The organism is Novosphingobium tardum, from assembly GCF_042652045.1.
GTDB classification, from domain to species: domain Bacteria; phylum Pseudomonadota; class Alphaproteobacteria; order Sphingomonadales; family Sphingomonadaceae; genus Novosphingobium; species Novosphingobium tardum.
Map to the genome: position 1 here is coordinate 250,401 of NZ_JBHSDR010000004.1, position 10,887 is coordinate 261,287.

The 10,887-nt window shown below is 65.8% G+C and carries 12 protein-coding genes and 1 other RNA gene; 11 read left to right on the forward strand and 2 right to left on the reverse strand.

The window, feature by feature from the left end; translation table 11 throughout:
* The first annotated feature begins 24 nt into the window (after positions 1 to 24).
* The 4 genes from ACFO0A_RS07490 (at position 25) to ACFO0A_RS07505 (ending at position 3,887) form a co-directional block, all read left to right on the forward strand.
* Positions 25 to 1,236, forward strand: a complete 1,212-nt coding sequence (locus ACFO0A_RS07490; RefSeq protein ID WP_379538386.1) for a hydrolase — start codon at positions 25 to 27, stop codon at positions 1,234 to 1,236.
* Complete coding sequence (locus ACFO0A_RS07495) at positions 1,236 to 2,252, forward strand: arginine N-succinyltransferase (protein ID WP_379538387.1); 1,017 nt, start codon at positions 1,236 to 1,238, stop codon at positions 2,250 to 2,252. Before ACFO0A_RS07490 ends, ACFO0A_RS07495 begins: the two co-directional genes overlap by 1 nt.
* Before the next feature lie 16 nt (positions 2,253 to 2,268).
* On the forward strand, positions 2,269 to 3,522 hold the full coding sequence (locus tag ACFO0A_RS07500) for an N-succinylarginine dihydrolase (RefSeq protein WP_379538388.1): 1,254 nt from the start codon (positions 2,269 to 2,271) through the stop codon (positions 3,520 to 3,522).
* 125 nt (positions 3,523 to 3,647) lie between these two features.
* Complete coding sequence (locus ACFO0A_RS07505) at positions 3,648 to 3,887, forward strand: hypothetical protein (protein WP_379538389.1); 240 nt, start codon at positions 3,648 to 3,650, stop codon at positions 3,885 to 3,887.
* 98 nt (positions 3,888 to 3,985) lie between these two features.
* Here the strand turns inward: ACFO0A_RS07505 and ssrA are convergent.
* Positions 3,986 to 4,329: a transfer-messenger RNA gene (gene ssrA, locus ACFO0A_RS07510) on the reverse strand.
* A gap of 48 nt (positions 4,330 to 4,377) precedes the next feature.
* A complete protein-coding gene (mscL, locus tag ACFO0A_RS07515; protein ID WP_379538390.1) occupies positions 4,378 to 4,803 on the reverse strand; it encodes a large conductance mechanosensitive channel protein MscL in 426 nt (141 codons plus the stop codon).
* A gap of 205 nt (positions 4,804 to 5,008) precedes the next feature.
* On the opposite strand from mscL, the gene ACFO0A_RS07520 reads away from it, so the two are divergent.
* The 7 genes from ACFO0A_RS07520 to ACFO0A_RS07550 are packed head-to-tail and all read left to right on the forward strand — an operon-like array spanning position 5,009 to position 10,854.
* Positions 5,009 to 5,692, forward strand: a complete 684-nt coding sequence (locus ACFO0A_RS07520; protein ID WP_379538391.1) for a LemA family protein — start codon at positions 5,009 to 5,011, stop codon at positions 5,690 to 5,692.
* 7 nt (positions 5,693 to 5,699) lie between these two features.
* Positions 5,700 to 6,530: a TPM domain-containing protein gene (locus tag ACFO0A_RS07525; protein WP_379538392.1), complete on the forward strand. Its 831-nt coding sequence runs from the start codon at positions 5,700 to 5,702 to the stop codon at positions 6,528 to 6,530.
* Entirely contained in the window at positions 6,530 to 7,219 is a 690-nt protein-coding gene (locus ACFO0A_RS07530) for a TPM domain-containing protein (RefSeq protein ID WP_379538393.1), read from the forward strand. The genes ACFO0A_RS07525 and ACFO0A_RS07530 overlap by 1 nt, the downstream gene beginning before the upstream one ends.
* Positions 7,216 to 7,758, forward strand: coding sequence for an NUDIX hydrolase (locus ACFO0A_RS07535; RefSeq protein ID WP_379538394.1), 543 nt, complete (start codon positions 7,216 to 7,218; stop codon positions 7,756 to 7,758). Before ACFO0A_RS07530 ends, ACFO0A_RS07535 begins: the two co-directional genes overlap by 4 nt.
* Positions 7,759 to 7,760: 2 nt before the next feature.
* A complete protein-coding gene (locus tag ACFO0A_RS07540; protein WP_379538395.1) occupies positions 7,761 to 8,543 on the forward strand; it encodes an SDR family oxidoreductase in 783 nt (260 codons plus the stop codon).
* Complete coding sequence (locus tag ACFO0A_RS07545; RefSeq protein ID WP_379538396.1) at positions 8,540 to 9,316, forward strand: ATP-binding cassette domain-containing protein; 777 nt, start codon at positions 8,540 to 8,542, stop codon at positions 9,314 to 9,316. The genes ACFO0A_RS07540 and ACFO0A_RS07545 overlap by 4 nt, the downstream gene beginning before the upstream one ends.
* Entirely contained in the window at positions 9,313 to 10,854 is a 1,542-nt protein-coding gene (locus ACFO0A_RS07550; protein ID WP_379538397.1) for an ABC transporter permease/substrate-binding protein, read from the forward strand. The genes ACFO0A_RS07545 and ACFO0A_RS07550 overlap by 4 nt, the downstream gene beginning before the upstream one ends.
* Positions 10,855 to 10,887 lie beyond the last annotated feature (33 nt).

The following is a 10,887-nucleotide window of genomic DNA, read 5'->3' on the forward strand; positions in this document are numbered from 1 at the left end:
CGCTTGCGCTAGGGATCGTTTCGGATGCAACGTCTCGACCCCGCAGAAGCCGCGCTCGTCGCCGCGATCGACCCCGCCGCGATGCTGGCGCAGGTGCAAGCATGGAGCGCAATAAATACCGGGACGCGAAACCTCGACGGCCTGGCCCGGCAGGCGTCGTTGCTGGCCGATGCACTGTCGCGCCTGCCCGGAGAAGTCAGCGAACACGCGCCCGAGAACGTAGAGGCGGTGGACGGCGAAGGCCGCATTTCGATCATTGCGCACGGCCGGCATCTCGTCCTCACGGTTCGGCCCGATGCTCCCCGCCGCGTGCTCCTGACGGGGCACATGGACACGGTCTTTTCTTCGACCGATCCGTTCCAGGACCACAAATGGCTGGATGAAGGCACCCTCAACGGCCCAGGCGTCGCCGACATGAAGGGCGGCCTCGCGGTGATCCTTGCCGCGCTCGCGGCGTTCGAGACGAGCCCCCAGGCCGCGGCGCTGGGCTATGACGTGATGATCAATTCCGACGAGGAGACCGGCTCGCTCTCGTCCGCCGCGCTCATCGCGGAATTGGCGCGGGGCAAGCACGCCGCCCTCACGTACGAGCCATCGGCGCTGCCCGACGGCACGTTGGCTGGCGAACGTGGAGGCAGCGGAAATTTCAGCGCGGTGTTTACCGGGCGCGCCGCGCATGCGGGCCGCAATCCTCAGGACGGGCGCAACGCCATCGTCGCTGCAAGCGATTTCGCCTTGCGCCTGAAGGCGGCGCAGACGAGCGGACTTCCGATCAATCCCGCGCGGATCGACGGCGGCTCGGCCAATAACGTTGTGCCCGACCATGCCGTGCTGCGCTTCAACATCCGCCCCCGCACGATCGCCGATGCGGAAGCGTTCGCTGTCCTTCTCGAGACGATCAGGGAAGGCGTGGCGCGCGACCACAATGTGGCGATCGCCATTCATGGCGGGATCACGCGCCCGCCCAAGCCGCTTTCGCCCGATGCCGAGCGCCTGTTCGGCCTCGTCAGGTCTTGCGGCGCCCTGCTCGGCGAGGACATTCGCTGGCAGGCCAGCGGCGGGGTCTGCGACGGCAACAATGTCGCTGCCTGCGGCGTACCGGTGGTCGACACGATGGGAGTGCGCGGCGGCGCGATCCACAGCGCCGACGAATTCCTGATCGTGTCCTCGCTTTCCGAACGGGCCGCGCTGTCCGCACTCGTCCTCAACCGCATCGCACAGGGGGCGCTCGCCTGATGACCTTCCGCATCCGCACCGCAACCTCCCGCGATCTTCAGCCGTTGTACGAGATGGCGAAGCTCACCGGCGGCGGCTTCACCAACCTTCCGCCGGATCGCAAGGCATTGACCGCCAAACTGGCGCGCTCGGCCGACGCCTGCCTCAAGTCGGAAGGCGAGATCAGCGACGAACTGTTTGTTCTGGTGCTGGAAAACGTCGAGACAGGCGAGGTCCGCGGGACCGCGCAACTCTTTACCCGGGTCGGCCAGAACTGGCCGTTCTACAGCTATCGTCTGGCCACGCTTACCCAGCATTCGAAGGAACTGGAGCGTACCTTCCGCGCCGAGATGCTCAATCTCGTGACCGATCTCGAAGGGTCCAGCGAAGTGGGCGGGCTCTTCCTTCATCCGGCGGAGCGTGCCGGCGGACTGGGCCTTCTGCTCGCCCGCAGCCGCTACCTGTTCATCGCGATGCACCGGGCGCGCTTCGCGGACCGCATCCTGGCGGAACTGCGCGGCATCATCGACGAGCGCGGCGGCTCGCCGTTCTGGGACGGGGTTGCAGGACGGTTCTTCGGGATGAGCTTCCAGGAGGCGGATTACTTCAACGCCATCAACGGCAACCAGTTCATCGCTGACCTGATGCCGCGCCACCCAGTGTACATCGCGATGTTGCCCGAATCCGCGCGCAGCGCGATCGGCTTGCCCCATCCGTCGGGCCGCGCGGCGATGCGCATGCTGGAGGCCGAAGGGTTCGCCCATGAAGGCTACGTCGATATCTTCGACGGCGGACCGACAATGACCGCGCGGACCGACCGGGTCGCCAGCATCGCTGGCGCCCGCAACGCTGTCCTGGCGACCGGCGAGCCCGCGGAGGGGGGATTTGGCGCACTGGTGGCGACAGGCAATCTCGCCAATTTCCGCTGCTGTTTCGCTACCGCCGAGAGAAGGGGCGAGGAACTGCTGATCGACGCCGAAGCCGCGGCAGAACTTGGTGCCGAACCAGGCGCGACCGTCTGGTTCGTCGAGCGCTGAACGGGAACGACGCGAAATGGCGCTGGTCGAGATCAATTTCGACGGGATCGTCGGGCCAAGCCACAACTATGCCGGCCTTAGCCCCGGAAATCTCGCGGCGACGGCCCATGCCGGCCAGGTTTCGCACCCGCGCGCCGCAGCGTTGCAGGGTTTGGCGAAGATGCGGGCCAACTTGGACCTTGGTCTGGCACAGGGCTTCTTCGTGCCATTGCCTCGCCCGAACCAAGGCCTGCTTGACGCATTGGGAGCAGGCGATGGAGCTGAACAGCCGCATTTGCGGGCTGCGGCCTGGTCTGCCTCGGCGATGTGGACAGCCAATGCCGCCACCGTCTCGCCCTCGCCCGACACCGCGGATGGCCGCTGTCACCTGACGCCGGCAAATCTCGTCACAATGCTGCATCGGGCCGAGGAATGTCCTGACACGTCGCGCCAGCTCGCCGTCGCATTTGCCAATCGTGACCACTTCGCCCTGCATCGGCCCGTCCCGGCGAGTTTGGGCGACGAAGGCGCGGCGAACCACATGCGCATGGCGCCCAGCCACGGCGAGCCGGGTATCGAAATCTTCGTCTACGGCCGGCCCGGTGGCCGATTCCCAGCGCGGCAGAACATCGAAGCGAGCCGCGCCGTGGCCCGCCTTCATGGGCTAGATCCGGACCGTGCCCTCTTCGTCGCCCAGGCAGACGAAGCGATCGCGGCGGGCGCGTTTCACAATGACGTGGTCGCCGTGGCCAACGAGCGGGTCATGTTCGCGCACGAACGAGCCTTCGCCGATCCCGATGGCACCTTCGACTGGATCCGGACGCGTCTACCTGAAGCCGAGATCGTCGTGGTGCCGAACTCGGCCGTCAGCCTGGCCGAAGCGATCCGCAGCTACCTGTTCAATGCCCAGCTCGTGACCCTGCCCGACGCGACGATGGCGCTGATCGTCCCGCTCGAAGCATGGGAGAGCACAGCGGTTCGTAGCTGGCTCGAGACGATGCTGGCCGGGAACGGCGCGATCCGCAGGGTCGTGCCCGTCGATGTTCGCGAATCGATGGCCAACGGCGGCGGGCCCGCCTGCCTGCGACTGCGGGTCGTAGCCGATCCTGCCACAATCGACCCCCGGTTCCTGCTGGACGCTGCGACGGCCGAACGCATCGAGGAAGTGATCGCAATGACCTGGCCTGAAGCGATCGCCCCTGGCGACCTCGGCGCTCCCGCGCTTGTTCGAAAGATCGTCAATGCTCGCCTGTCCCTGATCGAGACGCTTGGGCTTTCGGAAGACCTTTAACGCCCTTGTCCGTCGGGGCGATTTACAGTTTACTCCGTATTTACCAGGGCAGCGCGCGGAACCCGGCCAGTGGCACGGACGTTGCGACACGGTAAGAACTACGCGCCCCGAAAAGAAGGAATGGGATGCTCAGCAAGGTCGCCCGGCTGTTCGTGATCAAGACGAGGTTCGAAGCCTTCATGATCATCTATGCACTTGCGCTGGGCGCGGTGCAGCGTGGCAGCGTATACCTCACCCAGTATCCGGGGTTTGGCGGCAAGCTGCTGTTCCTTGCCTGCACCTGTGCGGTGTTCATGGCCGGGGCAAAGATTCTCGACTGCGTGAAGTTCGAACAGGCGCAGCGCGCGGCCGATACTGCAGCCTGACGGCGCTGCAGGGCGCCAACTCCGAAAGTAAGATGTGGCTAGGCCGCCGATCTTCGACGCGGTGGGGGGCTTCTGTTGCCCGGCGCCCCCCGGGCCGCTGGAATCCGTTCTGTTGCCCGGTCGGTCCAACCGCGCTTTAGCTTTGTAAGATCAGGCCGTTAGGCCATCAGGTTACGCAGCAAGAGCGAGTGCTTCATTGTCATTGGCACTTGTGGGTTTTGAGCCTTTAACGGGTTACTCAGCCCGGAAGAAAACACCGCTTTTCAACACACGTCGATCCTAGTTCGGCCCCGTCAGAACCCGCGATTTACCGCGGATCATGGTGGAGCCGCCGGGTACTGCCCCCGGGTCCGCTGCATCTATTGCACGGCGCAATTTATCCTCATAGCCGGGACGAACCCGGCCCGACCGATATAGGCGCTTTCACCTGAATGAAAAGCGAACGCCGGCGATTTTGTTGGCGGCGCTCGCTTTAAGTCGATCGCGCGGCTCAGGCCCGTCGGCGCAACTCGTCCCGGATTTCCACCAGCAGTTCGGTTTCGGTCGGTCCTGCGGGTGCTTCGGCGGGCGGCGCCATCATGCGATTGGCGGCCTTCACGATCAGGAAGATGACCCACGCGATGATCAGGAAATTTATGAGCTGGGTGATGAAATCGCCGTACCCGATCATGGGCACTCCCGCGGCCTTGAGCGCGGCATAATCGGTCAGCGATCCCTTGTAGTCCGCGGGCGCAGGCGAGAGCTGGATGAACTTGTTGGAAAAATCGAACCCGCCGAACAGCCAGCCGACGATCGGCATGATGATGCTTTCGGTCAGCGAGGTGACGATCTTGCCGAACGCAGCGCCGATGATCACGCCGACCGCAAGGTCGAGGACATTGCCGCGTGCGATGAATGTCTTGAACTCAGACAACATAACGGTCCCTCCCACAGGCTTCGAATGCACGACTTGTGACACAGCCGGGCACGGTCGCCAAATCGGCGCCGCCTCGTAAGTGCCGTCATAATACAGCAATACACTTGCGCGCGTTGGTGCGCGCGTTATCTATTGGTGATCACCGGCAAGCGTCTCCCACGCGGGGGTACGCGACCCCTGTCCGGACAACGATACGAGGATACCCATGGCCGCATCGCTTTTTGCCCGTTTTGGACGTCTCGCCTTTGCGACCCTGGCCGCCGCCGGGCTCGCCGGTTGCGGTATCAACACCGTCCCTACCGCTGAGGAAAACGCCAAAGCCAAGTGGGCAGATGTCGAGAGCGCCTACCAGCGCCGTGCCGCGCTCATCCCCAACCTCGTCGCCACCGCCAAGGGCGCCGCGGCTTCGGAAACCCAGATTCTGACGAACGTGACGCAGGCCCGCGCCAACGCCACCGCAATCAACATCACCACCGACGATCTCAGCGACCCTGCGACCTTCCAGAAGTTCCAGGCTGCGCAGAACCAACTCACGCAAGCGCTCGGCCAACTTCGCACGGTGGTCGAGAACTATCCCACGCTGCAAAGCCAGGCACGCTTCGCCGACCTGATGACCCAGCTCGAAGGGACGGAGAACCGAATCGACGTCGCCCGCACCCGCTACAACCAGGCGGTGCAGGAATATAACACCACGATCCGCACCTTCCCCGCGGTCGTCGCGGCCAAGGTAATCTATGGTGCCAAGCCGTTGATTCCGTTCCAGGCGGATGCCGGTGCGTCCAGCGCGCCGACGGTCGATTTCGGAACTCCTGCCGCTGCGCCTGCCGCTCCTGCGGTCAACGACAATGCCCCACAGCCCAGCGCATCGCCCAAGACCGCGACCAACTGATCCGCAGGTGATCAACCGCACCTTGCGCGCCGTCTTGGCGCTGTTGCTGGCCCTGTGCTGGGCCACGGCAGCGCCGGCGGCGATCCCGCCGCGTCCTGAAGGGCCGGTGCTGGATCAGGCCGACATTATCCCAGCCGCGGACGAGGCGGCGCTCGACGCCCGGCTCCGGGCCTACAACCAGACGACCGGCCGCGCTGTCATCGTGGCGACGGTATCGTCGCTCGATGGCGAGCCAATCGAGATGTACGGCCAGGCGCTGAGCGAAGCGTGGGGCATCGGCGGCAAGGAAACCGAGAACGGCGTGCTTCTGCTCGTCGCGCCGAACGAGCGCAAACTGCGCATCGCCACGGCGCGAGGGGTTCAGGCCCGGTTTACCGACGCATTGTCCGGACGGATCATCCGTGACGTCATCACGCCCCGCTTCAAGCAGGGCGATTTCGCTGGCGGCATCTCCGCCGGCGTCGACGCGATCACCGCTCAGCTCGACCGCGATCCCGCCGATGCGCAGGCTGTCGCAGAGGCGGCTGCTGCCGCTCGGGCACAGGAAGGTTCCGGCGATTCTGGCGGGGCAAGCTTCGGCTCGATCATTTTCTGGATCGTGATGATCGTGGTGTTCATGACGATGTTCGGCGGGGGCAGGCGCGGACGCGCCTATCGCGGCGGCGGGATCAACCCCGGCATCGTGCTGTGGGGAGCGAGCGAAATCGCGCGCGGCATGTCGCATGGCAGCAGCGGTGGCGGGTTCGGTGGCTTCGGCGGTGGAGGCGGCGGCGGGTTCGGCGGGTTCGGCGGGGGCGGCGGCGGCTTCAACGGCGGCGGCGCCTCGGGCGGCTGGTGATGAGCCACCCAAGCCCCGCCATGCTGTCCGATGCCGACCATGATCGGGTCAGCGCCGCAGTATCCTCTGCCGAAGGCGCGAGCGCCGGCGAAATCGTCACAATCCTGACCGACCGGTCCGACGGCTACACCGACGTGGCGCTGGCATGGGCGGCATTCGCCGCCTTCACCGCACTGGTCGTGCTCTCGCTGTTTCCAGCATTTTACCTGGGCCTGTTTGACCGGGTCGCCGGCACCTGGGCCAGCGAATGGACCTCGCGCGAGGTGTTTGCCCTCGCCGCAACCGTCGCGATGCTCAAGTTCCTGGGGACTCTCTTGATTCAATTGTGGCAACCGCTGAAGTTCTTTCTGGTCCCTCCGCCGGTGAAGTCGGGGCGAGTTCGCGGACGTGCGGTAACTTGCTTCAAGGTGGGCGCCGAACGGCGCACACATGGCCGCACAGGCATCCTCATCTACCTCTCGATGCGCGAGCATCGCGCCGAAATCGTCGCCGACGAGGCAATCGCGTCGAAAGTGGCGCCCGAGGTTTGGGGCGAGGCGATGGCCGCGATGCTGGCCGAGCTGCGGCGCGGGAATGTAGCCGACGGCGTGATCGCGGCGGTCGAACGGGTTGGCGCGATCCTGGCGCAGCACTTCCCTCGCCACGAAAACGACGTGAACGAACTGCCTGACCGGCTGATCGAGGTGTGAGCGCGGACGACCGCAATTCGCCCGAGGAAGTGATGTGGGAGGGCCGGTTCGTTTCGGCCCGCCGCCGGGGCAAGTGGGAATACGTCGCGCGCTCTCGCGGAATTCGTGCTGCGGTTATCCTCGCAATAGACGATGGCCATGTGCTCCTTGTCGAACAATACCGCGTCCCGCTTGGCCGCAACTGCATCGAACTGCCGGCCGGGCTCATCGGCGACCACGATCACAACGACGGCGAGCACCCCGAGGTCGCCGGCGCACGCGAACTGGAGGAGGAGACGGGCTTTCGCGCCGAGACCGTGACTTCTCTAAGCGAGTTCTGGTCGTCGCCAGGCATGGTCAGCGAAAGCTTCACCCTTCTCCGCGCCACCGGCCTGACGCGAGTTTCGGCAGGCGGCGGGGTTGCAGGAGAAGACATCACCGTGCATCGCATAGCCCTGGACGTGCTCGAGGGCTTCATTGCCGATCGCCGCGCCAGAGGAGATGCGATCGACGTACGGCTGCTGCTGTTGCTCGGCGCAAGGATGATCGAGGGAGTATAGCGATGGCAGGACGGGTTGCGGGCAAGCTGGCGCTGGTTACGGGCGCCGCCCAAGGTCTGGGAGCGGCCAGCGCCAAGATGCTGGCGCGCGAAGGCGCCCGGGTCCTTGCCACCGACATCAACGAGGCGGGCGCCGCTTCCACCGCCGAGGCGATCAATGCCCAGTGCGGCGCCGGCACGGCCTTTTCGCTCCGCCACGACGTCACCAGCCCTCAGGACTGGGCCGCGGCAGTGGACCTCGCACACGATGCGCTGGGCGGCTTGTCGGTCCTGCTCAACAACGCCGGAATCGGCGTGCGCGGGAACATCGAGACCTGCACGCTGGAAGACTGGAAGCGCGGATTCGCAGTCAACGTCGATTCGGTGTTCCTCGGCTGCCAGACCGCGCTGAAGGTGATGAAGGACCACCAGCCCGGTTCGATCATCAACATTTCCTCGATCGCAGGCCTGATCGCATCGGACACGATGCCGGGGTATAATGCATCGAAGGCTGCGGTCTGGATGCTGTCGAAATCGGTCGCGCTCTACTGCGCGAAGATGGGCTGGGACATTCGCAGCAACACCATCCACCCGACCTTCATCGACACCCCGATCCTTGATGGGATGGTCGCCAGTTCCGGGCGCGAGAAGTCGGTCATCATGGACAAGCTGGCCCGGCAGATTCCGCTCAAGCGGGTGGGTGAGCCGAATGACGTGGCCAACGGCGTGCTTTACCTCGCCTCCGACGAAAGCCGCTTCATGACCGGCGCCGAGCTAAAGCTCGACGGCGGCATCTCAGCGATGTGAAGCCCACCGGGCCGGAAATCCGCTTCGTCGGCCTGGGCCGGCGGTTCGGCGAGACCGTCGCGGTCGAACCGCTCGACCTGACGATTGCCGGAGGATCGTTCGTCGCGCTCGTCGGTGCGTCGGGCTCGGGCAAGTCGACCCTGCTCCGCTCGATCAACCGCCTCGATGAAGCCGCAGGAGCCATCCGCTCGGGCAGTGTTAGCATCGGCGGCATCGCAGTGGACGATATTCCGGCATCGGAATTGCGGCGCGGTATCGGCTACGTATTCCAGTCGGTCGGCCTTTTTCCGCACATGACCGTGGGCGAGAACATCGCGATCGGGCGGCGGATCAGGGGCGAGAGGATGCCCGAGAACGAGATCGCCGGGCAGCTCGAACTCGTCGATCTTCCGGCAGATTTCGCCAAGCGCATGCCTGACGCGTTGTCGGGCGGCCAGCAGCAGCGGGTGGGCGTTGCCAGGGCGCTTGCCGAACGCCCGCAGGTCTTGCTGCTGGACGAACCGTTCGGTGCACTGGACCCCATAACGCGCGACGCGTTGGCCCGGCGAGTTCGCGCGATCCACGATCGGCTGGGCCTCACCACGATCCTGGTGACTCACGACATGGCCGAAGCGCTGCTGCTGGCCGACCGGGTTCTGGTCATGGACCATGGCCGGATCGTTGCCGACGCTGCGCCGCGCGAGCTTGCCGCCGGGCGCGCAGGCCCGGCGGCCGAGGCTCTTGTCGCCGTCCCGCGCAACCAGGCACGCCGCTTGGCGGATCTTGCCCGATGATCGGCGGGATCGGGGCGCAGCTCGGCCAGATGGGCAGCCAATTCTCGGCCCACATCGCCCTGTCCGCCGCAGCGCTGCTACTTGGCATCGCGATCGCCCTGCCGCTGACGCTGTGGTCGTCGCGCAATGCGCACGTCGCTCGCGCCGCGCTCGGCATTGCAAGCCTCGTCCAAACCATCCCCGCGCTAGCGCTCCTCGCGCTGTTCTACCCCATCCTCCTGTCACTGTCGGCCCTGGTCGGGGGCGGGATTCCGGCGCTAGGCTTTCTGCCCGCGCTCCTCGCGCTGGCGCTCTATGCCGTGCTCCCAATCCTTCGAAACGGCGTGACCGGGCTGGCCGAACTCGACCCCGGGGTCCGCCAGGCAGCCGACGCGGTCGGAATGACAGCCGGCCAGAAACTCCGGCTGGTCGAGGCCCCGCTCGTCGCGCCTTACGTGATGGCGGGTATCCGCACCGCCGCGGTGTGGACCATCGGCGCGGCCACGCTGGCGACGACGGTGGGCCAGACCAGCCTGGGCGATCCCATCTTTGCCGGATTGCAGACGCAAAACTGGGTTCTCGTCCTGGCCGGATGCATCGCCGCTGCGGGGCTCGCGCTTGTCGTTGATGGGCTTCTCGCCCTCGTCGAGCGCGGCATGGCGCGCCGCCGCCCCGCCCTGACTTACGCGGGGCTCGCCCTGCTCGCACTGGGCTTGGCAGCTGCGCTCGTCCCCGGCGGCTCTGCACAGCGCCAAACGATCACTGTCGGTGCGAAGAACTTCTCCGAGCAATACATTCTTGCCCGGCTGATCGGAACTCAGCTTGAGAAGGCCGGATACGATGTGCGCTACCGCGAGGGACTGGGCTCGGCGGTCGTGTTCCGCGCGCTCGAGGCCGGGGATATCGACGTCTATGTCGACTATGCCGGCACAATCTGGACCGCCGAGATGAAGCGGACGGACAACCCTCCCCCAACGGCAATGCGCGCGGCGATCGGAAGGTGGCTCGCTCGTCCCGGCGGCGCCCGGCTCCTCGGCACGCTGGGCTTTGAGAATGCCTATGCCTTCGCAATGCGGGCCGACGATGCGCGAGCCAAGGGGATCGTCTCGCTGGCGGATCTCGCCCGGCGCTCGCCTGCCCTCACACTCGGCACCGACCTGGAGTTCCTACAGCGGCCCGAGTGGGCAGCGGTCAGAAAGGCCTATCCCTTCCGCTTCGGCGCGACAAAATCTTATAGCCCGACCTTCATGTACCAGGCGCTCGCAAGCGGCACCGTCGATGCGATAACGGCGTTCTCGTCGGACGGAAGGATCGCGGCGGATCGTCTCGTCGTGCTTCAGGACCCGGCTCACGCGATCCCGAATTACGACGCGCTGCTGCTCGCTTCGTCGCGCTGTGCCGCCGCTGTGCGTTGCCGCCAGGCGATCAGTGAACTTGCCGGCAAAATTCCGGTGGCCGCGATGCGGGAGGCCAACTACCAGGTCGACCGCGACAAGGGCAAGCGCTCCCCCGACCAGACAGCCGCGTGGCTGGCCGAAAAGATCGGACTGGACCGCTAGCGCAGAGCGGTCCACTTTCAACTCCAGGGTCTT

Coding starts and splice junctions, on each gene's coding strand:
- ACFO0A_RS07520 (WP_379538391.1), top strand. CDS start 5,009: ATGGCCGCATCGCTTTTTGCCCGTTTTGGACGTCTCGCCTTTGCGACC.
- ACFO0A_RS07530 (WP_379538393.1), top strand. CDS start 6,530: ATGAGCCACCCAAGCCCCGCCATGCTGTCCGATGCCGACCATGATCGG.
- ACFO0A_RS07505 (WP_379538389.1), top strand. CDS start 3,648: ATGCTCAGCAAGGTCGCCCGGCTGTTCGTGATCAAGACGAGGTTCGAA.
- ACFO0A_RS07550 (WP_379538397.1), top strand. CDS start 9,313: ATGATCGGCGGGATCGGGGCGCAGCTCGGCCAGATGGGCAGCCAATTC.
- ACFO0A_RS07540 (WP_379538395.1), top strand. CDS start 7,761: ATGGCAGGACGGGTTGCGGGCAAGCTGGCGCTGGTTACGGGCGCCGCC.
- ACFO0A_RS07495 (WP_379538387.1), top strand. CDS start 1,236: ATGACCTTCCGCATCCGCACCGCAACCTCCCGCGATCTTCAGCCGTTG.
- ACFO0A_RS07500 (WP_379538388.1), top strand. CDS start 2,269: ATGGCGCTGGTCGAGATCAATTTCGACGGGATCGTCGGGCCAAGCCAC.
- ACFO0A_RS07490 (WP_379538386.1), top strand. CDS start 25: ATGCAACGTCTCGACCCCGCAGAAGCCGCGCTCGTCGCCGCGATCGAC.
- mscL (WP_379538390.1), bottom strand. CDS start 4,803: ATGTTGTCTGAGTTCAAGACATTCATCGCACGCGGCAATGTCCTCGAC.